The sequence below is a fragment of the Streptomyces sp. NPDC023541 genome, from assembly GCF_055559995.1.
Genome location: NZ_JBVHJO010000004.1, coordinates 128,769 through 151,614, shown reverse-complemented (window position 1 = coordinate 151,614; position 22,846 = coordinate 128,769). Strand labels below are relative to the sequence as shown.

24 protein-coding genes, 5 tRNA genes and 1 pseudogene are annotated in these 22,846 nt (G+C 71.4%); 24 read left to right on the top strand and 6 right to left on the bottom strand.

Annotation, left to right across the window (positions count from 1 at the left end):
* Positions 1-215: 215 nt before the first annotated feature.
* The 6 genes from ACZ3X1_RS11295 (at position 216) to ACZ3X1_RS11270 (ending at position 1,517) form a co-directional block, all read left to right on the top strand.
* Positions 216-944: an HAD family hydrolase gene (locus ACZ3X1_RS11295; protein WP_356810559.1), complete on the top strand. Its 729-nt coding sequence runs from the start codon at positions 216-218 to the stop codon at positions 942-944.
* An 85-nt stretch (positions 945-1,029) separates the two neighbouring features.
* A tRNA-Gln gene (locus ACZ3X1_RS11290) sits at positions 1,030-1,101 on the top strand.
* Between the two features lie 27 nt (positions 1,102-1,128).
* Positions 1,129-1,201 (top strand) — tRNA-Glu (locus ACZ3X1_RS11285).
* 63 nt (positions 1,202-1,264) lie between these two features.
* Positions 1,265-1,337, top strand: a tRNA-Glu gene (locus ACZ3X1_RS11280).
* A 21-nt stretch (positions 1,338-1,358) separates the two neighbouring features.
* Positions 1,359-1,430 (top strand) — tRNA-Gln (locus ACZ3X1_RS11275).
* 14 nt (positions 1,431-1,444) lie between these two features.
* A tRNA-Glu gene (locus ACZ3X1_RS11270) sits at positions 1,445-1,517 on the top strand.
* 171 nt (positions 1,518-1,688) lie between these two features.
* Here ACZ3X1_RS11270 and ndgR read toward each other — a convergent pair.
* Entirely contained in the window at positions 1,689-2,405 is a 717-nt protein-coding gene (gene ndgR / locus ACZ3X1_RS11265; RefSeq protein ID WP_007266782.1) for an IclR family transcriptional regulator NdgR, read from the bottom strand.
* Positions 2,406-2,588: 183 nt separating this feature from the next.
* On the opposite strand from ndgR, the gene leuC reads away from it, so the two are divergent.
* From leuC to ACZ3X1_RS11245, 4 genes are all read left to right on the top strand, one after another.
* Entirely contained in the window at positions 2,589-4,013 is a 1,425-nt protein-coding gene (gene leuC, locus ACZ3X1_RS11260; RefSeq protein WP_356810558.1) for a 3-isopropylmalate dehydratase large subunit, read from the top strand.
* A gap of 3 nt (positions 4,014-4,016) precedes the next feature.
* Positions 4,017-4,610 (top strand): 3-isopropylmalate dehydratase small subunit, encoded by a 594-nt coding sequence (gene leuD / locus ACZ3X1_RS11255; RefSeq protein WP_356810557.1) that lies wholly within the window; start codon positions 4,017-4,019, stop codon positions 4,608-4,610.
* Between the two features lie 137 nt (positions 4,611-4,747).
* Entirely contained in the window at positions 4,748-4,975 is a 228-nt protein-coding gene (locus tag ACZ3X1_RS11250) for an SCO5555 family protein (protein ID WP_033222859.1), read from the top strand.
* 144 nt (positions 4,976-5,119) lie between these two features.
* A complete protein-coding gene (locus ACZ3X1_RS11245) occupies positions 5,120-5,794 on the top strand; it encodes an HU family DNA-binding protein (protein ID WP_467278797.1) in 675 nt (224 codons plus the stop codon).
* A gap of 305 nt (positions 5,795-6,099) precedes the next feature.
* Here the strand turns inward: ACZ3X1_RS11245 and cofC are convergent.
* Positions 6,100-6,705 (bottom strand): annotated as a pseudogene (gene cofC, locus ACZ3X1_RS11240) (2-phospho-L-lactate guanylyltransferase); the annotation flags it as partial.
* 243 nt (positions 6,706-6,948) lie between these two features.
* On the opposite strand from cofC, the gene ACZ3X1_RS11235 reads away from it, so the two are divergent.
* The 3 genes from ACZ3X1_RS11235 to ACZ3X1_RS11225 are packed head-to-tail and all read left to right on the top strand — an operon-like array spanning position 6,949 to position 9,905.
* Entirely contained in the window at positions 6,949-7,701 is a 753-nt protein-coding gene (locus tag ACZ3X1_RS11235; RefSeq protein WP_356810555.1) for a lysophospholipid acyltransferase family protein, read from the top strand.
* On the top strand, positions 7,698-8,708 hold the full coding sequence (locus tag ACZ3X1_RS11230) for an NAD(P)H-dependent glycerol-3-phosphate dehydrogenase (RefSeq protein ID WP_356810554.1): 1,011 nt from the start codon (positions 7,698-7,700) through the stop codon (positions 8,706-8,708). Before ACZ3X1_RS11235 ends, ACZ3X1_RS11230 begins: the two co-directional genes overlap by 4 nt.
* A 39-nt stretch (positions 8,709-8,747) precedes the next feature.
* On the top strand, positions 8,748-9,905 hold the full coding sequence (locus ACZ3X1_RS11225) for a D-alanine--D-alanine ligase family protein (protein WP_356810553.1): 1,158 nt from the start codon (positions 8,748-8,750) through the stop codon (positions 9,903-9,905).
* Positions 9,906-9,975: 70 nt separating this feature from the next.
* Here ACZ3X1_RS11225 and ACZ3X1_RS11220 read toward each other — a convergent pair whose 3' ends face one another.
* Positions 9,976-10,473 carry a DUF3515 family protein gene (locus ACZ3X1_RS11220; RefSeq protein WP_362624618.1) on the bottom strand — a complete coding sequence of 166 codons (498 nt, stop codon included), beginning with the start codon at positions 10,471-10,473 and terminating at the stop codon, positions 9,976-9,978.
* Positions 10,474-10,496: 23 nt separating this feature from the next.
* Positions 10,497-10,730, bottom strand: a complete 234-nt coding sequence (locus ACZ3X1_RS11215; protein ID WP_030028650.1) for an Lrp/AsnC family transcriptional regulator — start codon at positions 10,728-10,730, stop codon at positions 10,497-10,499.
* A 245-nt stretch (positions 10,731-10,975) separates the two neighbouring features.
* On the opposite strand from ACZ3X1_RS11215, the gene ACZ3X1_RS11210 reads away from it, so the two are divergent.
* Positions 10,976-11,959 carry a thiamine-phosphate kinase gene (locus ACZ3X1_RS11210; RefSeq protein WP_356810551.1) on the top strand — a complete coding sequence of 328 codons (984 nt, stop codon included), beginning with the start codon at positions 10,976-10,978 and terminating at the stop codon, positions 11,957-11,959.
* A gap of 20 nt (positions 11,960-11,979) precedes the next feature.
* Complete coding sequence (gene thiD, locus ACZ3X1_RS11205) at positions 11,980-12,780, top strand: bifunctional hydroxymethylpyrimidine kinase/phosphomethylpyrimidine kinase (RefSeq protein WP_467278792.1); 801 nt, start codon at positions 11,980-11,982, stop codon at positions 12,778-12,780.
* A 103-nt stretch (positions 12,781-12,883) separates the two neighbouring features.
* On the opposite strand, the gene rpmB is transcribed toward thiD, so the two are convergent.
* On the bottom strand, positions 12,884-13,069 hold the full coding sequence (rpmB, locus tag ACZ3X1_RS11200; protein WP_007266795.1) for a 50S ribosomal protein L28: 186 nt from the start codon (positions 13,067-13,069) through the stop codon (positions 12,884-12,886).
* 243 nt (positions 13,070-13,312) lie between these two features.
* Here rpmB and ACZ3X1_RS11195 point away from each other — a divergent pair, with 243 nt between their 5' ends.
* The 9 genes from ACZ3X1_RS11195 (at position 13,313) to mutM (ending at position 22,412) form a co-directional block, all read left to right on the top strand.
* On the top strand, positions 13,313-15,049 hold the full coding sequence (locus tag ACZ3X1_RS11195; protein WP_356810549.1) for a DAK2 domain-containing protein: 1,737 nt from the start codon (positions 13,313-13,315) through the stop codon (positions 15,047-15,049).
* 26 nt (positions 15,050-15,075) lie between these two features.
* Entirely contained in the window at positions 15,076-17,268 is a 2,193-nt protein-coding gene (recG, locus tag ACZ3X1_RS11190) for an ATP-dependent DNA helicase RecG (RefSeq protein WP_467278789.1), read from the top strand.
* Between the two features lie 73 nt (positions 17,269-17,341).
* On the top strand, positions 17,342-17,920 hold the full coding sequence (gene rsmD, locus ACZ3X1_RS11185; protein WP_467278787.1) for a 16S rRNA (guanine(966)-N(2))-methyltransferase RsmD: 579 nt from the start codon (positions 17,342-17,344) through the stop codon (positions 17,918-17,920).
* A 14-nt stretch (positions 17,921-17,934) separates the two neighbouring features.
* Positions 17,935-18,414 (top strand): pantetheine-phosphate adenylyltransferase, encoded by a 480-nt coding sequence (gene coaD, locus ACZ3X1_RS11180; protein ID WP_356810609.1) that lies wholly within the window; start codon positions 17,935-17,937, stop codon positions 18,412-18,414.
* A gap of 103 nt (positions 18,415-18,517) precedes the next feature.
* On the top strand, positions 18,518-19,600 hold the full coding sequence (locus ACZ3X1_RS11175) for an ATP synthase subunit B family protein (RefSeq protein WP_467278785.1): 1,083 nt from the start codon (positions 18,518-18,520) through the stop codon (positions 19,598-19,600).
* A 139-nt stretch (positions 19,601-19,739) separates the two neighbouring features.
* A complete protein-coding gene (locus tag ACZ3X1_RS11170) occupies positions 19,740-20,387 on the top strand; it encodes a YceD family protein (protein WP_467279500.1) in 648 nt (215 codons plus the stop codon).
* Positions 20,388-20,389: 2 nt separating this feature from the next.
* Entirely contained in the window at positions 20,390-20,563 is a 174-nt protein-coding gene (gene rpmF / locus ACZ3X1_RS11165; protein ID WP_003965982.1) for a 50S ribosomal protein L32, read from the top strand.
* Positions 20,564-20,582: 19 nt separating this feature from the next.
* Complete coding sequence (rnc, locus tag ACZ3X1_RS11160) at positions 20,583-21,428, top strand: ribonuclease III (RefSeq protein WP_356810545.1); 846 nt, start codon at positions 20,583-20,585, stop codon at positions 21,426-21,428.
* 114 nt (positions 21,429-21,542) lie between these two features.
* On the top strand, positions 21,543-22,412 hold the full coding sequence (gene mutM, locus ACZ3X1_RS11155; RefSeq protein ID WP_356810544.1) for a bifunctional DNA-formamidopyrimidine glycosylase/DNA-(apurinic or apyrimidinic site) lyase: 870 nt from the start codon (positions 21,543-21,545) through the stop codon (positions 22,410-22,412).
* Here the strand turns inward: mutM and ACZ3X1_RS11150 are convergent.
* The gene (locus tag ACZ3X1_RS11150) at positions 22,385-22,789 is read right to left on the bottom strand and encodes a winged helix-turn-helix transcriptional regulator (protein WP_356810543.1); all 405 of its coding nucleotides are present in this window, start codon (positions 22,787-22,789) and stop codon (positions 22,385-22,387) included. The two genes, mutM and ACZ3X1_RS11150, sit on opposite strands and share 28 nt — an antisense overlap.
* Positions 22,790-22,846 lie beyond the last annotated feature (57 nt).

Genomic DNA, 22,846 nt, shown 5'->3' with positions numbered 1-22,846 from the left:
GTACCTCCGTGCAGCCGCCCCCTGCGGCGTTGTCGGCGGCATCCCGCAGGCTCCGGCGGAACCGAGCACCCCGCGCCTCCCCGGGATCGGCCGGGTGACGCCGCCCACGGGCCGGGTCGTGGCCCGCGACCCCTTCGTGTGGCGGGTCACCTGTTTCCTGGCGGACTTCCTCGTCGTGCCCACCGAGCGGGTGCCCGCGGCGTAGGCTCTGGCACATGCCGATCCGCGCCGTGCTGTGGGACATCGACGACACCCTCTTCGACTACACGGGGGCCGACGCGGCCGGACTCGCGGCGCAATTGGAGGCCGTCCGGCTCGCGGAACGGTACGGCACCCCCGCGCAGGCCCTCGCGCGCTGGCGGGAGATCACCGACCGGCACTGGGCGCGCTTCGCGGCCGGGGTGGGCACCTTCCAGGGGCAGCGGCAGGAGCGGGTACGGGAGTTCCTCGACGAGCCCCGCATGACCGCGGCCGAGGCCGACGCCTGGTTCGACCAGTACGTCGAGCACTACAAGGCCGCCTGGGCCGTCTTCCCCGACGTGGTGCCGGCGCTCGACGCCCTCGCGGCCGACTACCGGCACGGGGTGCTCTCCAACTCCTCCACCGCCAACCAGGACCCCAAACTGCGCCACCTCGGGCTGCGCGAGCGCTTCGAGGTGCTGGTCTGCGCCGTGGAGCTCGGCGTCAGCAAGCCCGAGGCGGAGGCGTTCCTCGCCGCCTGCGAGGCCCTGGGACTGCCGGCCGAGGAGGTGGCGTACGTGGGGGACCAGCCCGAGATCGACGCACGCGGCGCCCGTGACGCTGGGCTGCTGGCCGTCTGGATCGACCGGGACGGCCGCCGAGGGGCCGGTCCCGAGGGGGCGCACCGGATCGAAGGCCTTGACCGGCTGCCGGAGCTGCTGGGACGGGATACCCGTTTTGGAGCACGGTCAGGCATCCGGTAATGTTCTTTCTGCGCCGCCGGAGCGGGCCGAAGGGCCGGACGGAGGCGCCACTCGAAAGAAAAGTCCCCAAGGGCTTGACTTTTGGTGGGGTATAGTGTAATTGGCAACACGAGGGTTTCTGGTTCCCTTATTCTAGGTTCGAGTCCTGGTACCCCAGCGCAGTGCAGTAGTGACGCAGTGCTTTGCCCCCGTTGTGTAGCGGCCTAGCACGCCGCCCTCTCAAGGCGGTAGCGCCGGTTCGAATCCGGTCGGGGGTACAGATCCTTCCCGCAAGATCTTCATTGGGTAGCTCCCGGACGTCTTGATGCAGGATCGCTAGGGCCCCCGTTGTGTAGCGGCCTAGCACGCCGCCCTCTCAAGGCGGTAGCGCCGGTTCGAATCCGGTCGGGGGTACTGGTCTGGTATAGACCACATTGGGCTATGGTGTAATTGGCAACACGAAGGTTTCTGGTTCCTTTGTTCTAGGTTCGAGTCCTGGTAGCCCAGCGCAGTACAAGCAAGCCCCCGTTGTGTAGCGGCCTAGCACGCCGCCCTCTCAAGGCGGTAGCGCCGGTTCGAATCCGGTCGGGGGTACGCATCGAAGAGGCCCTTCGCGTTCATCGCGGAGGGCCTCTTCGCTGTGCGCCGACGGCTCTCCCCGCGCGGACGTACGTGACGTAAGTACGGGCCCGGAGGCGCGTGTTCGGACGTGTGCGGCGTCGAACGCGCCCCCGGACCCGGGGGGTGAACGGATGGGGTCGGGCGTCAGCCGGAGCGGCGCAGCGCCTCCGTGAGCCGGGCGGCCGCGTCGATGACGGCCTGGGCGTGCATGCGGCCCGGGTGGCGGGTCAGCCGCTCGATCGGCCCGGAGACCGACACGGAGGCCACCACGCGGTTCGACGGCCCGCGCACCGGCGCCGAGACGGACGCCACGCCGGGCTCCCGCTCGCCGATCGACTGCGCCCAGCCGCGGCGCCGTACGCCCGAGAGCGCCGTCGCCGTGAAGCGCGCCCCCTGAAGGCCGCGGTGGAGCCGCTCGGGCTCCTCCCAGGCCATCAGGATCTGCGCGGCCGAACCGGCCTTCATCGGCAGGGTCGAGCCCACCGGGACGGTGTCCCGGAGGCCGGACAGCCGCTCCGCGGCCGCCACGCAGATGCGCATGTCTCCCTGACGGCGGTAGAGCTGCGCGCTCTCGCCCGTCACGTCACGGAGGTGGGTCAGTACCGGTCCCGCCGTGGCCAGCAGGCGGTCCTCGCCGGCCGCGGCGGCGAGCTCCGCCAGCCGCGGACCGAGGATGAACCGGCCCTGCATGTCCCTCGCCACCATCCGGTGGTGTTCCAGTGCCACGGCAAGGCGATGTGCCGTGGGTCGTGCGAGCCCTGTCGCCGCGACCAGCCCGGCGAGGGTGGCCGGACCGGACTCCAGTGCGCTCAATACCAGAGCTGCCTTGTCGAGAACGCCGACGCCGCTAGAGTTGTCCATGAAACGATATTCGCGTCTCACACTGTGAAACGCAAGTTCAATTTTTCCAAGAACCAGCGAGTCTGTATGTGCGGGTCCACGAACCACTGGGTCCGAGCCGTCGTCCGGGACGTGGGGTACGGGCGTCCGGCGCACGAGATCTCTATGAAGCGCCGGCACAACCCGCCGGCCGGAGGGAAAGCGATGGGTAGGACACTCGCGGAGAAGGTCTGGGACGACCATGTCGTCCGGCGCGCCGAAGGCGAGCCCGACCTCCTCTTCATCGATCTGCACCTGCTGCACGAGGTGACCAGCCCGCAGGCCTTCGAAGGACTGCGCCAGGCCGGCCGCAAGGTCCGACGCCTCGACCTCACCATTGCGACCGAGGACCACAACACCCCCACCCTCGACATTGACAAGCCGATCGCGGACCCCGTCTCCCGGGCCCAGCTGGAGACGCTGCGGGCGAACTGCGCCGAGTTCGGCGTGCGCCTGCACTCGCTGGGCGACGTCGAGCAGGGTGTCGTCCACGTCGTGGGACCGCAGCTGGGCCTGACCCAGCCCGGCACCACCGTGGTCTGCGGTGACTCGCACACCTCCACGCACGGCGCCTTCGGCGCGCTGGCCTTCGGCATCGGCACGAGCCAGGTCGAGCACGTGCTGGCCACCCAGACCCTGCCGCTGGCCCGCCCGAAGACGATGGCGATCACCGTTACCGGCGAGCTGGCCGAGGGGGTCACCGCGAAGGACCTGATCCTGGCGATCATCGCCAAGATCGGTACCGGCGGCGGCCAGGGCTACATCCTGGAGTACCGCGGCGAGGCCATCGAGCAGCTCTCGATGGAAGCCCGCATGACCATCTGCAACATGTCGATCGAGGCCGGCGCCCGGGCGGGCATGATCGCCCCCGACCAGACCACCTTCGACTACCTCCGGGGCCGCGACCACGCCCCCGTGGGCGAGGACTGGGACGCGGCCGTCGCGTACTGGAAGACCCTGCGCACCGACGAGGACGCGGTCTTCGACGCCGAGGTCGTCATCGACGGCGCCGGGCTGTCGCCGTTCGTCACCTGGGGCACCAACCCGGGCCAGGGCGCGCCGCTGTCGGCGGAGGTCCCCGACCCGGCTTCGTACGAGGACCCTTCGGAGCGCCTCGCGGCCGAAAAGGCCCTGGAGTACATGGGGTTGACCGCCGGGCAGCCGCTGCGCGACATCAAGGTCGACACCGTCTTCGTAGGTTCCTGCACCAACGGCCGGATCGAGGACCTGCGCGCCGTCGCCGGGATCATCGACGGCCGCAAAGTCGCCGACGGCGTACGGATGCTGGTCGTCCCGGGCTCGGTCCGCGTCGCCCTCCAGGCCGTGGAAGAGGGCCTGGACAAGGTCTTCAAGGAGGCCGGCGCCGAGTGGCGGCACGCGGGCTGTTCGATGTGCCTGGGCATGAACCCCGACCAACTCGCGCCCGGTGAGCGCTCCGCGTCCACCTCCAACCGCAACTTCGAGGGCCGGCAGGGCAAGGGCGGGCGCACCCACCTGGTCTCCCCGCAGGTGGCCGCCGCCACCGCGGTGCTGGGCCATCTGGCCTCGCCCGCCGACCTGTCCGCCGCCGACGCGACCGCCGGAGTCTGAACCATGGAAGCCTTCACCGTCCACACCGGCCGGGCCGTCCCGCTGCGCCGCAGCAACGTCGACACCGACCAGATCATCCCGGCCCACTGGCTCAAGAAGATCACCCGCGACGGGTTCGAGGACGGGCTGTTCGAGGCCTGGCGCAAGGACCCGGAGTTCGTCACGAACCGCCCCGAGCGCGCCGGCGCGACGGTGCTCGTCGCAGGCCCCGACTTCGGCACCGGCTCCTCGCGCGAGCACGCCGTCTGGGCCCTGCAGAACTTCGGCTTCAAGACGGTCATCTCCTCCCGCTTCGCCGACATCTTCCGCGGGAACTCGCTGAAGAACGGCCTGCTGACCGTCGTGCTCCCGCAGGCGACCGTCGAGCAGCTGTGGAAGCTCACCGAGGCCGACCCCACCGCCGAGATCACCGTCGACCTGGTCGACCGCCAGGTGCGAGCGCAAGGCGTGGTGGCCGAGTTCGAACTCGACGACAACGCACGCTGGCGTCTGCTGGAAGGCCTGGACGACATCTCGCTCACCCTTCAGAACGAAGCGGACATCGCCACCTACGAAAGCGCCCGCCCGGCCTTCAAGCCGCGCACGATTCAGGCCTGATTCCTGCCTGATCAGCGCTTATTCACCCTCGGGTGATCACATCACCAACACTGTGCCCCCCGCCCTCCGGCGGGGGGCACAGCCGTTTGTTGAGGCCCCGTGAGGCGACAACTCGCCCCAGATGGCACAATCTGTGCATGGAACGCGACAGTCAACTCGAGCTCTACGAACTCGTCGCGGACCGGCTGAAAGAAGCACACACACGGGTGCGCTCACTGCAAGTCCCGGAGGGCGTAAGGATGGCGCTGTCCCGGAAGCTGTTGGTCGTCACGGCCGCGACGAAGCATGATCTCGCCGATGCGGCAAGGCGCCTGGACAGGTTGATGAAGGACCTCGACGAGGGTCGATTCCCTGAAGGCGACTGATGCGAAGGAACTCCGTAACCGCCTCCGGCGTTGCGGCACTAGGGTGATTAGCCCGTTTCGTGTTTGATTTGCGGTATATATCCGCCTAACGTGCGAAATAAGCTTGAACACATTCGTTCTGGCGATGTCTCCGAAGGGGAAGACGTGAACAAGGCGCAGCTCGTAGAAGCGATTGCCGACAAGCTGGGCGGCCGCCAGCAGGCCGCGGACGCTGTCGACGCGGTACTGGACGCGATCGTCCGCGCTACCGTCGCGGGCGACCGGGTCTCGGTCACGGGCTTCGGCTCGTTCGAGAAGGTCGACCGTCCGGCCCGTTACGCCCGCAACCCGCAGACGGGTGAGCGCGTCCGGGTCAAGAAGACCTCCGTGCCTCGTTTCCGCGCCGGCCAGGGCTTCAAGGACCTGGTCAGCGGCACCAAGAAGCTGCCCAAGGGCGGCGAGGTGTCGGTGAAGAAGGCGCCGAAGGGCAGCCTCACCGGCGGTGCCTCCGCGACGGTCAAGAAGGCCGCGGCGAAGAAGGCCACCACCGCCAAGAAGTCCGCGGCGAAGACCACGGCCGCGAAGCAGGCCCCGGCGAAGAAGACCACCGCCACCGCCAAGAAGTCGGCCGTGAAGAGCACGGCCACGGCGAAGAAGGCGACGTCCACCGCCAAGAAGGCCGCCCCCGCCAAGAAGGCCACGACCGCGGCGAAGACCACCGCCGCCGCGAAGAAGACCGCCCCGGCGGCCAAGAAGACCACCGCAGCGACGAAGGCGCCGGCCAAGAAGACGGCGACCCGCAAGGCCACCGCGAAGAAGACCACCGCCCGCAAGAAGTAAGGGCACGAGTCACACACGCCGGGCCGGCTTCCCCCTCCGGGGAAGCCGGCCCGCGGTGCGTTCCTGGGCCGCCGGCCGCCCCTCGGGCGCCGCGGCCGACCGGTTCAGAAGGTCTGGAGCGTGATCAGGGTGATCCGCAGCTCCGCGCCCTTGCCGTCCGTCTCGATCCGGACCCGCTGCCCCGGCCGCAGCAGCCGCAGGCCGCCCGCGTCGAACGCCGGGGCATCGAAGGACACCGGGGTGCCGTCGTCCAGCAGCACACTGCCGCTGCGGGTCTGGGAGTCGTACGTGTACGCGGTCGCCTGCATACCCGCACTGTATCGGGCCGTGTGACGACCCACACCGAGGGCGAGGGCCCTGCGCAGGTCGGCCGCGGTGTCCACGTCCCGGCGCACGCTGTCCACGCCCGCCAGTGCGATTTCCACCGCTCCCGAGGCGGAATGCCTGGCCCGCGACGGCCCTCCGAAGGACGGGGCCAATTCGACGTCCGGTGCGGCGGAAAGCAAGGTCGTCCCGATTCCGGCTGCATCCGCCAGAAATGCCCGTGGAAATGCCGAGGCGTTTTCGAGCACGCGTAGCAATTCGGGGGGCCGCAGCGCCGGAAGGTCGGCGTTCATCGCCGCGACCGCGGTGCCGGGCCGCCCCTCGCGCGCCGCCCGCGCGCCGTGCGCCAGCGCCGCGTTGAGCCCGGCCGCCGGGGCGTCCGGGACGATCCGCGCCCCCAGCCTGGCCAGTTCCGCACCGGCCCCCGAGTCGTCCGTGACGACCACCACATCCGCGACCGCGGCGCAGGCCAGCGCCCCCGCGACGGTGTCCTGGGCGAAGGCCAGGGCGAGCCCCGGCCGGGAGGCGCCCACGGCAGCGGCAAGACGGCTCTTGGCCACCGCCAGGGGTTTCAGGGGGACCACCAGACTCCAGACGGCGTTCGTGACGACCCCTTCCCTCCGGTGCGCTCCGGCCCCTCCCCGGGCCGAGGCCGGGTCACGGCCGGGTCATGTGTCGCCCCATTGTCGCCCCCGCCCGGGCAGCCCGGGAGTCCGGCGTCCCGAGCGGGGCGTACGGTGTTCTCGACAGAGACGGGGCCCGGGGCGACACTTGTCCGGCCGACGACGAGGTGCCCCAGCCGCGCTCCGGTCCTAGAGGAAGGTGTCCGAGTGTCCCGCCGCAGAATCGGCTTCTGGTACCGCCTGGCGGCGGTCATTGCAAAACCGCCGCTGGTGGTGCTGTTCAAGCGGGACTGGCGGGGAATGGAGCACATTCCGGCCGACGGCGGCTTTATCACGGCCGTCAATCACAACTCGTATCTGGACCCGCTCTCCTACGCGCACTTCCAGTACAACACCGGCCGGGTGCCCCGATTGCTCGCCAAGGCCGCCCTCTTCAAGGTCCCCTTTGTCGGGTCGATCCTCCGCGGCAGCGGACAGATCCCCGTCTACCGGGAGAGCACCAACGCCCTGGACGCATTCCGGGCCGCAGTCGACGCCATCGAGCGCGGCGAATGCGTCGCCTTTTACCCCGAGGGCACCCTGACCAGGGACCCCGACATGTGGCCGATGGCCGGCAAGACCGGTGTCGCCCGCGTCGCGCTGATCACCAAGGCGCCGGTCATTCCGGTGGCCCAGTGGGGCGCCAACCTCGCGATGCCGCCGTACGCCAAGGAGAACAAGGTCCGGCTCTTCCCGCGCAAGACCCTCCAGGTGCTCGCCGGACCGCCCGTCGACCTCTCGCCCTTCTACGACCGGGAACCCACCCCGGACGTCCTCAAGGAGGCCACCGAGGCCATCATGGCGGCCGTCACCGGCCTCCTGGAGGAGGTGCGGGGGGAGACCGCGCCCGAGCAGCCGTACGACCATCGCAACGCCAGGGCGGAACAGCGGCGCAAGGCCGCAGGGGAGGGCTTGAAGTGACACGTCCCATGAAGGCGACCGTCTTCGGAACAGGCTCCTGGGGCACGGCCTTCGCCATCGTGCTCGCCGACGCCGGCTGCGAGGTGACCCTCTGGGGCCGCCGCCGCGAGGTCGTCGACGCCATCAACACCGGCCGGACCAACCCGGACTACTTCCCGGACGTCGAACTCCCCGGGAACATCCGGGCCACCCACGACCCGGCCGAGGCCGCCGCAGGCGCCGACTTCACCGTCCTGGCCGTCCCCTCCCAGACCCTGCGCGACAACCTCGCCGCCTGGGCCCCGCTGCTGGCCCCCGACACGGTGCTCGTCTCCCTGATGAAGGGCATCGAACTCGGCACCGCCAAGCGGATGAGCGAGGTCATCGAGGAGGTGGCCAAGGTCCCCGCCGAGCGGATCGCCGTCGTCACCGGGCCCAACCTGGCCGCCGAGATCGCCGCCCGCCAGCCCGCGGCCTCCGTCGTCGCGTGCGTGGACGAGGCCGTGGCCCAGCGCCTCCAGGCCGCCTGCCACACCCCGTACTTCCGCCCGTACACCAGCACCGACGTCATCGGATGCGAGCTCGGCGGCGCCGTCAAGAACGTCATCGGCCTCGCCGTCGGCATCGCGGACGGCATGGGCCTCGGCGACAACACCAAGGGCTCACTGATCACCCGCGGCCTCGCCGAAGCGACCCGCCTCGGCGTGGCCATGGGCGCCGACCCGCTCACCTTCTCCGGCCTCGCGGGCCTCGGCGACCTCGTCGCGACCTGCTCCTCGCCGCTCTCCCGGAACCACACCTTCGGCACCAACCTCGGCCGCGGGATGACCCTGGAGGAAACCATCGCGGTCACCAAGCAGACCGCCGAGGGAGTCAAGTCCTGTCAGTCGGTGGCCGATCTGGCGGGCCGGCACGGGGTGGACATGCCGATCACCGAGACCGTCGTGGACATCGTCCACCACGGCAAGCCGACCCTCGTGGCCCTGAAGGAACTGATGAGCCGCAGCGCCAAACCGGAACGTCGCTAACTCCTTTCCGGACGCATGAGCGGGTACTCTCATGCCGATATGAGCAGCGAGAACCTCCCCCAGACCCCTGAGCAGCAGGGCCGCAAGCCCCGCGTGGCCGTCGTGTTCGGCGGCCGCAGCTCGGAACACGCCATCTCGGTCGTCACGGCGGGCGCCGTACTGCGCTCCATCGACCGGTCCAAGTACGAGGTGCTGCCCATCGGCATCACCACGGACGGCCGGTGGGCGCTGACCGCCGACGAGCCCGCGCGGATGGCCATCGCAGACCGCAGGCTCCCGAGCGTCGAGGAGCTCGCCGAGTCCGAGGACGGCGCCGTCGTGCTCTCGGTCGACCCGGCCAGCCGCCAGGTCGTCTACACCGAGCCGGGCGCCGTCCCGAAGGCCCTGGGCGAGGTCGACGTCGTCTTCCCCGTGCTGCACGGCCCCTACGGCGAGGACGGCACCCTCCAGGGCCTCCTGGAGCTCTCCGGCATCCCGTACGTCGGCTCGGGCGTCCTCGCCTCGGCCGTCGGGCAGGACAAGGACTACATGAAGCGCGTGTTCACGTCCTTCGGGCTGAGCGTCGGCCCGTACGTGACCATCCGCCCCCGCGAATGGGAAGCCGACCGGGACGCCGCCACCGCCAAGATCCTGGACTTCGCCGCCGAGCACGGCTGGCCGCTCTTCGTGAAGCCCGCCCGGGCCGGCTCCTCGATCGGCATCACCAAGGTCGACGACGCCTCCGGCCTGGAGGCCGCCGTCAAGGAGGCCCGCCGCCACGACCCGAAGTTCATCGTGGAGGCGCTGCTGCGCGGCCGCGAGATCGAGTGCGGCGTCCTGGAGTTCGAGGACGGACCGCGGGCCAGCGTGCCCGCCGAGATCCCGCCGGTCTCCAGCCACGACTTCTACGACTTCGAGGCGAAGTACATCGACTCCGCCTCCGGGATCGTGCCCGCCCCGCTCACCCCGGAGCAGACCGCCGAGGTCCAGCGGCTCGCGATCGAGGCCTTCGAGGCGGCGTCGTGCGAGGGCCTCGTGCGCGCCGACTTCTTCCTCACCGAGGACGGCGAGTTCGTCATCAACGAGATCAACACGATGCCCGGTTTCACGCCGATCTCGATGTACCCGCTGATGTGGGAGAAGACGGGCATCGCCTACCCGGAGCTGGTGGACCGCCTGATCCAGGCCGCCCTGCGCCGCTCCACGGGGTTGCGCTAGCACCACGTACAGCCGCCGCCCGCCGGCCGCCCTCCAACGGGGCGGCCGGCGGGCGGCGGTGTGCCGGAGCTCAGTAGGAGGAGAAGCCCTCGGGCACGGTCGCGGCGATCGCCGCGGACAGACCGACGAGCATCCCCGCGTCCGTGGCATGCTCCTTGTCGACCCGGACCTCCGTGTAAGCCAGCCGCATACCGGTGGTGAAACGGAATCCGCCGTCGCCGACCTTCTGGAGCAGCCAGGCCACGCCGTTCACATGGACGCCCTCCTGCTTCGGATCCAGCATCTCGGGGGGCTTGGCGATACCGCACCGCAGTACGATCGCCGAGCCGCCCCACGAGGCGGTCAGGTCGGACTCCGGTTCGGTCCGGGTCCGCGCCAGGCCGGCCACCGTCTCCGGGAGCTCCTTGTGCAGTGCCGCACAGAACCCAGCGACGTCGGTCGGCGGCGCGGGCGGCGGTTCCACCCGGGCCCCGGAACCGCCCGGGGAGCACGCCGCCAGGGCGGCGGCGGACACGGCGAGGGCGACGGGCAGGGCCAGGACACGGAGGGGCCGGCGGTGGAGGGACATCACCGGCCAAGAGTAGACGGGGGCTACAGATGGACCACCGGGCAGGTCAGGGTGCGGGTGATCCCCTCCACCTGCTGGACCTTGGCGACGACCATGCGGCCGAGCTCGTCCACGGTGTCGGCCTGGGCGCGCACGATCACGTCGTACGGACCTGTCACGTCCTCGGCCTGGATCACCCCCGGGATCTGGCCGATGGACTCGGCGACGAACGACGCCTTGCCCACTTCGGTCTGGATGAGGATGTACGCCTGTACCACGGAACCTCCAGGGCGGCCACGAGGGTCATTTCCCCTAATCTTCGGGTGGACCCCACACGATGGACAGGGCCGGGGGAAGAAGGGACGCCACGGTACCGCGTCGCCGTGCGCCACGGGGAGACCTGCGGGCCCGGCGCCACGCACAGCGGGGCGTACGGAGAGCAGAAGTTGACGTATCTGTTGACGGTACCCAGAGCTGTGACGGCTCGCGACCGCAAGCGGACTGGGCAAGAAGGGGCACAGCGATGAAGGGCACTGTCGGCGAGCTGGGGGAGTTCGGGCTGATCAGGGAGCTCACCTCACGGCTCACCACCACCCCGGCGGTCCGGCTGGGACCCGGCGACGACGCCGCGGTGGTGTCGGCCCCCGACCGGCGGGTCGTGGCGAGCACCGACATCCTGCTGGAGGGCCGGCACTTCCGGCGCGACTGGTCCACGGCCTACGACGTCGGCCGCAAGGCCGCCGCGCAGAACCTGGCGGACATCGCGGCCATGGGAGCCGTGCCGACCGCACTGCTCCTCGGCCTCGTCGTGCCGGCCGAACTCCCGGTCACCTGGCCCACCGAGCTGATGGACGGCATCCGTGACGAGTGCCAGGTCGCCGGCGCCGCCGTGGTCGGCGGCGACGTCGTCCGCGGAGACACCATCACCGTCTCCATCACCGCCCTCGGCGACCTGCGCAACCACGAGCCCGTACTGCGCTCCGGGGCCCAGCCCGGCGACGTCGTCGCCGTCACCGGCTGGCTCGGCTGGTCCGCGGCCGGCTTCGCCGTGCTCTCGCGCGGCTTCCGCTCCCCGCGGGCGTTCGTGGAGGCCCACCGGCGCCCCGAGCCGCCGTACCACGCGGGTCCCGCGGCGGCCGGGCTCGGCGCCACCGCCATGACCGACGTCAGCGACGGCCTGATCGCCGACCTCGGACACATCGCCGAGGCCAGCAAGGTCCGCATCGACCTGCGCTCGGCGGCCGTCGACATCCCGACGCAGATGCACGACATCGGGCAGGCCGTCGGCGTGGACCCGCTCCAGTGGGTGCTCACCGGGGGAGAGGACCACGCGATCGTGGCGACCTTCCCGCCCGACGTGAAGCTCCCCGCCCGCTGGAAGGTCATCGGCGAGGTGCTGAACCGCTCCGCGCTGCCCCAGGTGACCGTGGACGGGGCACCCTGGACCAGCACCGGCGGCTGGGACCACTTCGGGGCCGACCCGGCCGCCCAGGACGGTACGCAGTGAACGCCGCACCACGGCACGCAGTGAACACCGCACCGCCGCTGTGCCTGACCGTCGCCGGATCGGACTCCGGCGGCGGCGCGGGCATCCAGGCCGACCTCAAGACCATGCTGGCCCTCGGCGTGCACGGCATGAGCGTGGTGACCGCCGTGACCGCTCAGAACTCGCTCGGGGTACGGGGAGCCTGGGAGCTGCCCCCCGAGGCCGTCACGGCCCAGTACCGGGCCGTCGTGGACGACATCGGCGTGCACGCCGTGAAGACCGGCATGCTGTCCTCCGCCGTACTGGTGGAGACCGTCGCCGCGCTGCTCGCCGACACGGCCGCGCCGACCGTCGTGGACCCCGTCGGCGTCTCCAAGCACGGGGACGCGCTGCTCGCCGCCTCGGCGCTGGACGCCGTACGCGGCGAACTGCTGCCGCGGGCCACGGTGGCCACGCCCAACCTGGACGAGGTCGCCCAGCTCACCGGAGTCGTCGTGGAGAACGAGGACGACATGCGCCGGGCCGCCGACGCGATCCTCGGCCACGGACCCCGCTGGGCGCTGATCAAGGGCGGGCACCTCGCGGCGCACGGCGACGAGGCCGTGGACCTGCTCACCGACGGCACCGAGGAGCGGTGGCTGCGCGCCCCGCGCCACTCCAACCGGCACACCCATGGCACCGGCTGCACCCTCGCCAGCGCGATCGCGGCGGGCCTGGCCAAGGGGCTGGACGTCCCGGAGGCCGTCACAGCCGCCAAGGAGTACGTGACGGGCGGCATCGCCGCCGGCTTCGCGCTCGGCGGGGGCATCGGCCCTGTGGACCACGCCTGGCGTCAGCGCTGACCCCGCCCGGACCCCCGGGATTCCCCGGACAAGGCAAAAGGCCGGTCCACCAGAGGTGGACCGGCCTTCTTGGCAACCGGAAGGGGCTGCGCTACGACGGGCGTCAGCGCGAGACCTTGCCGGCCTTGATGCACGAGGTGCAGGCGTTGAGGCGCTTCGGCGTCCCATTGACCACGGCACGGACGCGCTGGATGTTCGGGTTCCAGCGACGCGAGGTGCGGCGGTGCGAGTGGGAGATGTTGTTGCCGAAGCTCGGCCCCTTGGCGCAAACGTCGCAGTTGGCAGCCACAGGTCACTCCAAAGACTTCAGATGCACTTACAGTGAAACCGGCGCACCGGTTCAGAGATCTGAGGTGGTTTGCCGGGGAAAAGGCCCGACTTTCATCGGGCAACCGGAGCAGCATACAACGACTGCGCCCGCCCTAGAAAACTACCATGGCGCCCGGCGGCCCCGCTCCGCGGTCCGGACCCCGGGGGCGCGGTCCTTCGTTACCCTGCGGTGAACCCTGGCCCGCACAAGGAGGAACGCCCGGTGCCGCACGAGGCTCAGCCGCAGCCCGCCGACGAGCTCGACGCCGAAGCCGTGCGCACCTGGAGCTCGCTCGCCCTCGCCGCACTGGGACGGGCCCGCTACGACATCGACGCGATCAACGTGTACCCGGTCGCCGACGCGGACACCGGCACCAACCTCTACCTCACCGCAGAGTCCGCCGACCGCGCCCTCACCGAGACCTTCGAGAACGCCGCCCGCTCCACCGGCGCCGGGGCCGGGGCCCGTGCCGGGACCGGTGCCGCTGCCGGGAGCGGCACCGCGGACGTGACCGGCGCCGCGGAGCCCACCTCCCTGGCCGAGGCCGTACGGGCCTGGGCGCACGGCGCGCTCGTCGGCGCCCGCGGCAACTCCGGCACGATCCTCGCGCAGCTGCTGCGCGGAGTGGCCGACGTACTCGGCGCCGAGCCCGACGGCCGGCAGACCGGCCCCGGCGGGCTGCTGGCACACGCCCTCACCCGGGCCGCGGAAGAGGCCTACGCTGCCGTCGCGCACCCGGTGGAGGGCACCATGCTCACCGTCGCGGGCGCCGCCGCGCGGGCCGCGGAAGCGGCCTCGTCGGCCGCGGGCACCGCGGCCGACGTGGCCCGCGCCGCCTACGACGGCGCCCGCGCCGCACTCGCCGAGACCCCCGGGCAGCTCGCCGCGCTGGGGCGGGCCGGGGTGGTCGACGCCGGCGGCTGCGGGCTGGTCGCCGTACTCGGCGCCCTCTGGCAGGCACTGTCCGGCCAGGAGCCGGCCGCCCAACCGCCCACGGGCCGGGCCGCGACCCCGGCGCCGGGGCCCGCCGACCCCTGCGAGCAGCACGAGGACGGCCCCGCGTACGAGGTGATCTACCTGCTGGAGGCCTCCGAGGCGGCGGTCGCGGAACTGCGCGCGCACCTCGACGGACTCGGCGACTCCCTGGTCGTGGTCGGCGGCGACGGGCTGTGGAACGTCCACGTCCACGTCGACGACCCCGGCGCGGCCGTGGAGGCGGGTGTCGTCGCCGGGCGGCCGTACCGGATCCGGATCACGCACTTCGGCGACGAGCGCCGCCGGGGCCGCGGCGAACGCGCCCAGCGGGGCGTGGTCGCGGTGGTCCCCGGCGAGGGACTGGCGGGCCTGTGCGCCGAGGCCGGCGCGACCACCGTGCTCGTGCGCCCCGGCGAGGTCCCGGCCACCGCCGAACTCCTCGACGCCGTCCGCCGCGCCCACGCCCGCGAGGTGGTGCTCCTGCCGGGCGGCACCGAGCTGCGTGCCGCCGCGGCCACCGCGGCCGAACAGGCCCGCGCCGAGGGCGTGCGGGTGGCCGTGATCCCCACCCGGTCCGCGGTCCAGGGCTTGGCAGCCCTCGCCGTCCACGACCCGGACGGCAGCTTCGACGAGGACGTGGTGGCCATGACCGCCGCGGCCGGCGCCACCCGGTACGGGGAACTGGCCGTCGCCGAACGCCAGTCCTTCACCTCGGCCGGCATCTGCCAGGCCGGCGACGTGCTCGGCCTCATCGACGGCGATGTCGCCCTGATCGGCGCGGGGCTGCCCGAGACCGCGGAGGCCGTGCTGGACCGGATGCTGGGCTCCGGCGGCGAACTCGTCACCCTGGTCCTCGGACCGGAGGTGCCGGACGCCGTCGCCGAACGCCTGGAGGCGTACGTCCAGTCCGGCCACCTGGCCGTGGACACCGTCACCTACCGGGGCGGCCGGTACTCGGCGCCGCTCCTCATCGGGGTGGAATAGCGGGCTTGTCAGCGCCATGGTGTGCAATGGAACACGTGCCCGCGCTCGACGAAGACCTCAAGAAGACGCTCGGTCCCGCCACCGCCAAGGTGCTGGCCGAGCAGCTCGGCCTGCACACGGCCCTGGACCTGCTCCACCACTACCCGAGGCGGTACGCCGAGCGCGGCGAGCTGACCTCGCTGGCCGAGCTCGCCGACCAGATCGACGAGCACGTCACCGTCGTCGCCCAGGTCGCCGACGCCCGCGTCCTGACCTTCAACGGGGGCCGGGGCAAGCGGCTGGAGGTGACCATCACCGACGGCAGCGGCCGGCTCCAGCTGGTCTTCTTCGGGGCCGGCGTACACAAACCGCACAAGGAACTGCTCCCCGGCAGCCGCGCGATGTTCGCCGGCAAGGTCTCCAAGTTCAACCACAAGCTCCAGCTCGCGCACCCGGCGTACGAGCCGCTCGGCGGCGACGCCTCCGACCGGGACGCCGCCACCGCCTTCGCGAACCAGCTGATCCCGATCTACCCGGCCTGCGCGAAGCTGGAGTCCTGGAAGATCGCCAAGTGCGTGGACGCCGTGCTGCCCAGCGCCCGGGAGGCCGTGGACCCGCTGCCGCCCGCCCTGCGCGAGGGCCGCGGCCTCGTCCCGCTCACCGAGGCCCTGCTGAAGATCCACCGGCCGGCCACCAAGGCCGACATCGAGGACGCCCGGCAGCGCCTGAAGTGGGACGAGGCCTTCGTCCTCCAGGTCGCCCTGGCCCGCCGCCGCCACGCCGACGCCCAGCTCCCGGCCGTCCCGCGCCGCCCCGCCCCCGGCGGCCTGCTCGACGCCTTCGACGCCAAGCTGCCCTTCACCCTCACCGACGGCCAGCGGACCGTGACGAAGGAGATCTTCGACGACCTCGCCACCAGCCACCCCATGCACCGTCTCCTCCAGGGCGAGGTCGGAAGCGGGAAGACGATGGTGGCCCTGCGGGCGATGCTGGCCGTCGTGGACTCCGGCGGTCAGGCGGCGATGCTCGCGCCCACCGAGGTGCTCGCACAACAGCACCACCGCTCCGTCGTCGAGATGATGGGCGAGCTGGCCGAGGGCGGCATGCTCGGCGGATCCGACCAGGGCACCAAGGTCGTGCTGCTCACCGGGTCGATGGGGATGCCCGCGCGCCGCCAGGCCCTGCTCGACCTGGTCACCGGTGAGGCCGGGATCGTCATCGGCACGCACGCGCTCATCGAGGACAAGGTGCAGTTCCACGACCTCGGCCTGGTCGTCGTCGACGAACAGCACCGCTTCGGCGTGGAGCAGCGCGACGCACTGCGCTCCAAGGGCAAGCAGCCCCCGCACCTGCTGGTGATGACCGCCACCCCGATCCCGCGCACCGTCGCCATGACCGTCTTCGGCGACCTGGAGACCTCCGTCCTCGACCAGCTGCCCGCGGGCCGCTCGCCGATCGCCACCCACGTGGTGCCGGCCAAGGACAAGCCGCACTTCCTCGCCCGGGCCTGGGAGCGGGTCCGCGAGGAGGTGGAGAAGGGCCACCAGGCGTACGTGGTCTGCCCGCGCATCGGCGACGGGGAGGACGACCCGAAGAAGAAGCAGGCCGCGGACGACGCCGACAAGCGGCCGCCGCTCGCGGTCCTGGAGATCGCCGAGCAGCTCGGCCGCGGACCGCTGGCCGGGCTGAGCGTCGAGGTGCTGCACGGCCGGATGGACCCCGCCGACAAGGACGACGTCATGCGCCGGTTCGCGGCCGGCGAGGTCAAGGTGCTGGTCGCCACCACCGTCATCGAGGTCGGTGTGAACGTCCCGAACTCCACCGTCATGGTGATCATGGACGCGGACCGGTTCGGTGTCTCCCAGCTCCACCAGCTGCGCGGCCGCGTCGGCCGAGGCTCCGCCCCCGGCCTGTGCCTGCTGGTCAGCGAGATGCACGAGGCCAGCCCCGCCCGGGCCCGGCTGGCCGCCGTCGCCGCCACCCTCGACGGCTTCGAGCTCTCCCGGATCGACCTGGAACAGCGCCGCGAGGGCGACGTCCTGGGCCAGGCCCAGTCCGGAGTGCGCTCCTCGCTGCGCATGCTCGCCGTCATCGAGGACGAGGAGGTCATCGCCCAGGCCCGGGAGGAGGCCACCCGCGTCGTGGCCGAGGACCCGGCGCTGGAGCGGCTGCCGGGCCTGCGGACCGCGCTGGACGCCCTGCTCGACAGCGAGCGCGAGCAGTACCTGGAGAAGGGCTGAGCGGCACGACCTATCGTTGGAGTGCCGCGGCAGCCCCGCCGCACGCCCCCTACCGCCGTACCGAAGGACCCAGATGACCCGCGTGATCGCCGGCAGCGCCGGCGGGCGACGGCTGGCCGTGCCCCCCGGCACCGGCACCCGGCCGACCTCGGACCGGATGCGCGAAGGCCTCTTCTCCACCTGGCAGTCCCTGCACGGGGTCGAAGGAGCCCGGGTACTCGACCTGTACGGCGGCTCCGGCGCCGTCGGTCTGGAGGCCCTCTCCCGGGGCGCGTCCCACGCCCTGCTCGTCGAGGCCGACGCCAAGGCCGCCAAGGCGATCCGGGACAACATCCGGACCCTGGGCCTGCCCGGAGCCGAGTTCCGCGCCGGCAAGGCCGAGCAGATCGTGGCCGCCCGCGCCGCCGGGGACCCGTACGACGTCGTCTTCCTGGACCCGCCGTACGCCGTGGACAGTGCGGAGCTGCGGGAGATCCTCCTCACACTCCGGTCCAATGGCTGGATCACGGACGATGCGCTCGTCACCGTGGAGCGCAGCACCAGGAGCGGCGCCTTCCCGTGGCCCGAGGGCTTCGAGCCGCTCCGATCGCGCAAGTACGGCGAGGGCACCCTTTGGTACGGCCGCGCCGCCAGCCGAAGCGAAGACTCATGAACGAGGGAGTTCAGTTGCGCCGCGCCGTCTGTCCGGGGTCCTTCGATCCCATCCACAACGGACACCTCGACATCATCGGACGCGCCTCCAGGCTGTACGACGTCGTGCACGTCGCCGTGATGATCAACAAGTCGAAGCAGAGCCTGTTCACCGTCGAGGAGCGGGTCGAGCTGATCCGCGAGGCGACGGCCGACTACGGCAACATCAAGGTCGAGGCCTTCCACGGCCTGCTCGTCGACTTCTGCAAGCAGCGGGACATCCCGGCCATCGTCAAGGGCCTGCGCGCGGTCAGCGACTTCGACTACGAGCTGCAGATGGCCCAGATGAACCTGGGCCTGTCGGGCGTCGAGACGCTGTTCGTCCCGACCATCCCCACCTACAGCTTCCTGTCCTCCTCGCTGGTCAAGGAGGTCGCGACCTGGGGCGGCGACGTCGCCCACCTGCTGCCGGAGCACGTCCACGCGGCGCTCCTGGAGCGGCTGCGCAACCGCTGACCGGCTGACAGGGCATCAGGCGGTGTCGGGCGCCCGCCCGGTGGCCTTACAGTCGTCCCGTCCGTCTCAGGAACCGCCCGAGGCCGAGAGAGTGCGAGCCCCCATGGACGTGCAGAAGAAGCTCGACGAGATCGTCGCGGCCGTCGGCGGCGCCCGGTCCATGCCCATGTCGGCCTCCTGCGTGATCAACCGCGCCGAGCTGCTGGCCCAGCTCGAAGAGGTCCGCCAGGCGCTCCCCGGCTCGCTCGCCCAGGCTCAGGAGCTCATCGGCGGCCGGGAGCAGATGGTCGAGGACGCCCGCCGGGAGGCGGAGCGGATCATCGGTGCCGCCCACGACCAGCGCGGTTCGCTGATCGCCGACACCGAGATCGCGCGGCGCTCCCAGGCCGAGGCGGACCGGATCCTGGAGGAGGCCCGCCGGGAGGCCGAGGAGATCCGGGCCGAGGCCGACGACTACGTCGACAGCAAGCTCGCGAACTTCGAGGTCGTGCTGACCAAGACGATCGGCTCGGTGGACCGGGGCCGGGAGAAGCTGCTGGGACGCGGCCCGGGGCTGGACGAGGACGGCTACCCGGACGCGGACGCCCCCGAGCGCAGCCACGACCCCGAGACGCAGCGCCAGCAGGCGGACGCGTACGTGGACACCAAGCTCGCGACCTTCGAGGCAGTGCTCTCCAAGACCCTCGAAGCCGTGGGGCGCGGCCGCCAGAAGCTGCTCGGCCGGGTCCCGACGGACGACCTGGGCGTGCACATGGCGGCCCAGGACGCGGCCGCGGGCCAGACCTCCCGCTCGGCGAGCGACTCGGACTTCCTGGCGGGCCTGGCGGAGCCGGAGCACGCGCCGGCGCCGGTACCGGCCCGGCCGGAACCCCTGTACGACTCGTACGCCTACCAGCAGCCCGCCGCCCAGCAGCAGGACGCCTATGCGTACCAGGACCCGTACGGGGGCTACGAGCAGCAGCCGGACCCGTACGCCGGTGCGGGAGGCTCCACCGGAGCGGCCTACGCCGCGCACTACGACGCGCAGCAGCCCGATCCCTACGCCGCATACCAGCAGCAGCCGCAGCAGCCGACGCAGGCCCAGCACCCGCAGCACGCGCAGCAGCCCTCGCTCGACGAGACCAGCTTCTTCGACACGAGCATGATCAACCTGGACCAGCTGCGCCAGTACGAACAGGGGCGCTAGGGCCGGATTGGGCTCAGAGCGAAGCGCCGGGTATCCTGGCTCTTCGGTCGCGCGTATGCACCGCGATCCGTGCTGCCCGTACGTGCGGGATCTACGCAGCATTTTCGATCTTCAGCGATCTGTGAAAGCAGGAACGGCCCTGAACACCCGCCTCGACCACCGCAACCCCCTCGTGTTCGACACGCACGAGCTGGGTCGGCGTCCTGGTGCCATGCAGCGGCTGTCCCGCGAGATCGACGCACCGGCGGACCTCGGTCTCGCCGGCGTGATCGGGGTGCCGGAAGGCGCCCCGGTGAAGCTCAACCTCCGCCTGGAGTCGGTCATGGAAGGGGTGCTTGTCACAGGCACCGCCCGTGCGTCGGCCGAGGGGGAGTGCGTAAGGTGTCTGGAGGCCGTCCGGCGTGAGCTCAAGGCGGACTTCCAGGAGATGTTCTCGTACCCTGACGCCGACGACCGGGGCCGCGGCAAAGCGGAGCCGGCCGACGACGCCGAGGACGACGAGGACACGCTCTTCCTCGAGGACGGTTTGTTCGACCTCGAACCCGTGCTGCGGGATGCGGTGGTGCTCGCACTGCCGATGCAGCCGGTGTGCCGGGAGGACTGTCTCGGACTGTGCCCTGAATGCGGGGCCGGCCTGAACGACGACCCGGACCACCACCACGACGCCGTCGACATCCGTTGGGCGGCATTGCAGGGACTCGTCACCGATCAGGGCGATGAGAAGGACAACATGAGCGGCACTGCGTCTGACGGAGTTCAGAGCGCCGCCGAGAAGCAGGAGAAGTAGCCGTGGCTGTTCCGAAGCGGAAGATGTCGCGCAGCAACACGCGCCACCGCCGGTCGCAGTGGAAGGCTGCGGTCCCCACCCTGGTTTCGTGTGAGCGTTGCCAGGAGCCGAAGCTCCAGCACATCGCGTGCCCGAGCTGCGGCACCTACAACAAGCGCCAGGTCCTCGAGGTCTGAGCGGCTGGTGAGAGGCGCAATGTCTGAGCTGTCCAACGCTGAGAAGCAGGCAGACAGTAACAACGCGGCCTCGTCCCACACGCTTCTGGAAGGGCGGCTCGGGTACCGACTCGAGTCCGCCCTTCTGGTGCGTGCGCTGACCCACCGCTCGTACGCGTACGAGAACGGCGGTCTGCCCACCAACGAACGCCTGGAGTTCCTCGGGGACTCCGTGCTGGGCCTGGTGGTCACGGACACGCTGTACACGACCCACCCCGATCTTCCCGAAGGCCAGCTGGCCAAGCTTCGGGCCGCGGTGGTCAACTCGCGCGCACTGGCGGAGGTCGGACGCGGCCTCGACCTCGGCTCCTTCATCCGGCTCGGCCGGGGCGAAGAGGGCACGGGCGGCCGGGACAAGGCCTCCATCCTCGCCGACACCCTTGAAGCGGTGATCGGTGCGGTCTACCTCGACCAGGGCCTCGACGCGGCCTCGGAGCTGGTCCACCGGCTCTTCGACCCGCTCATCGAGAAGTCCTCGAACCTCGGGGCCGGCCTGGACTGGAAGACCAGTCTCCAGGAGCTCACGGCGGCCGAAGGTCTTGGCGTACCGGAATACCTGGTCACCGAGACCGGTCCGGACCACGAGAAGACCTTCACTGCTGCCGCCCGCGTCGGTGGTGTCTCGTACGGCACCGGCACCGGCCGCAGCAAGAAGGAAGCGGAACAGCAGGCCGCGGAGTCCGCATGGCGCGGGATCCGCGCCGCGGCGGACGAGCGGACCGCGGCGGCGGCGGCAGCGGCGGCCGCTCCGGCAGAGGTCCCGGCTTCGGCCGAGGCCGTGGACGGCGGGGTGCCGACGCCCGCCGATTCGGCGCCGGACGCCTGACCTTCCTTCGGTATCCCAACGCCCGCCCCTGCACCGCAGGGGCGGGCGATGCCGTTTCCGGGCGGCCGGTACGCTCGCGGCAACGCCCAGATCCGCACCCCACGGAGGTACCCCGTGCCCGAGCTGCCCGAAGTCGAAGTCGTACGGCGGGGGCTGGAGCGCTGGGTCGCCGGACGGACCGTCGAGGCCGTCGAGGTCCTGCACCCGCGTGCGGTGAGGCGCCATCCGGGCGGCGGGGCCGACTTCGCGGCACGGCTGCGGGGAGAGACCCTCGGGGTGCCGCAGCGGCGCGGGAAGTACCTGTGGCTGCCCCTGGCGGGACGGGACCTGTCGGTGCTCGGGCACCTGGGCATGAGCGGGCAGCTGCTCGTGCAGCCCGAGGACGCCCCCGACGAGAAGCACCTGCGGATCCGGGTGCGCTTCGGGGACGACGCCGGGACGGAGCTGCGCTTCGTGGACCAGCGGACCTTCGGCGGGCTCTCGCTGCACGAGACCGTCGCCGGCAGCGCCGAGGGACTGCCCGACGTCATCGCGCACATCGCACGGGACCCCCTGGACCCGCTGTTCGACGAGGCGGCCTACCACCTGGCGCTGCGCGCCAAGCGGACCACCGTCAAGCGGGCGCTGCTCGACCAGTCCCTGATCAGCGGGGTCGGCAACATCTACGCCGACGAGGCCCTGTGGCGCGCCAAGCTGCACTACGAGCGCCCCACGGGCAACCTCACGCGCCCCCGGAGCGCGGAACTCCTCGGCCATGTCCGGGACGTCATGAACGCGGCCCTCGCCGTGGGCGGCACGAGCTTCGACAGCCTGTACGTCAACGTGAACGGGGAGTCGGGGTACTTCGACCGGTCGCTCGACGCGTACGGGCGCGAGGACGAGCCCTGCCGGCGCTGTGGCACGCCGATGCGGCGCCGGCCTTGGATGAACAGGTCGAGCTACTTCTGCCCGCGCTGTCAGCGGCCGCCGCGCGTGCCGTCGTAGGTCTCCCGGGCGGTCAGGACCGCCGACATGTTCCCCTCCAGGTAATGGATCAGCGCGAGGAGCCGGTCCGCGACCTCGACGCCGAGCGGGGTCAGTTCGTAGTCGACGCGCGGCGGGTTGGTCGGCTGCGCCTCACGGTTGACGATGCCGTCGCGCTCCAGCGCGTGCAGGGTCTGGGAGAGCATCTTCTCGCTCACGCCCTCCACCCGGCGGCGCAGCTCGTTGAACCGGCACGGGCCCTCGCGCAGGGCGCCCACCGTGAGGCTGCCCCAGCGGCCGGTGACGTGCTCCAGCGTCTCGCGGGACGGGCAGGCGCGCGCGAAGACGTCGAACGGCTGCTCGGAATCGCAGGCATCGGTACAGACGGGTGTCTCCATAGGACAAGCGTACTCCGAGGTAGCGCTAACTCGAAGCTTGCGCTTTCGAAAAGTTAG

Bases quoted from the DNA above. Each gene is read 5' to 3' on its own strand.
- rsmD (WP_467278787.1), top strand. From the start codon at position 17,342: ATGACCCGCGTGATCGCCGGCAGCGCCGGCGGGCGACGGCTGGCCGTG.
- ACZ3X1_RS11295 (WP_356810559.1), top strand. From the start codon at position 216: ATGCCGATCCGCGCCGTGCTGTGGGACATCGACGACACCCTCTTCGAC.
- ACZ3X1_RS11150 (WP_356810543.1), bottom strand. From the start codon at position 22,789: ATGGAGACACCCGTCTGTACCGATGCCTGCGATTCCGAGCAGCCGTTC.
- ACZ3X1_RS11250 (WP_033222859.1), top strand. From the start codon at position 4,748: ATGGAACGCGACAGTCAACTCGAGCTCTACGAACTCGTCGCGGACCGG.
- leuC (WP_356810558.1), top strand. From the start codon at position 2,589: ATGGGTAGGACACTCGCGGAGAAGGTCTGGGACGACCATGTCGTCCGG.
- ndgR (WP_007266782.1), bottom strand. From the start codon at position 2,405: ATGGACAACTCTAGCGGCGTCGGCGTTCTCGACAAGGCAGCTCTGGTA.
- ACZ3X1_RS11175 (WP_467278785.1), top strand. From the start codon at position 18,518: ATGGACGTGCAGAAGAAGCTCGACGAGATCGTCGCGGCCGTCGGCGGC.
- ACZ3X1_RS11220 (WP_362624618.1), bottom strand. From the start codon at position 10,473: ATGTCCCTCCACCGCCGGCCCCTCCGTGTCCTGGCCCTGCCCGTCGCC.
- recG (WP_467278789.1), top strand. From the start codon at position 15,076: ATGGAACACGTGCCCGCGCTCGACGAAGACCTCAAGAAGACGCTCGGT.
- ACZ3X1_RS11225 (WP_356810553.1), top strand. From the start codon at position 8,748: ATGAGCAGCGAGAACCTCCCCCAGACCCCTGAGCAGCAGGGCCGCAAG.
- rnc (WP_356810545.1), top strand. From the start codon at position 20,583: ATGTCTGAGCTGTCCAACGCTGAGAAGCAGGCAGACAGTAACAACGCG.
- leuD (WP_356810557.1), top strand. From the start codon at position 4,017: ATGGAAGCCTTCACCGTCCACACCGGCCGGGCCGTCCCGCTGCGCCGC.
- ACZ3X1_RS11210 (WP_356810551.1), top strand. From the start codon at position 10,976: ATGAAGGGCACTGTCGGCGAGCTGGGGGAGTTCGGGCTGATCAGGGAG.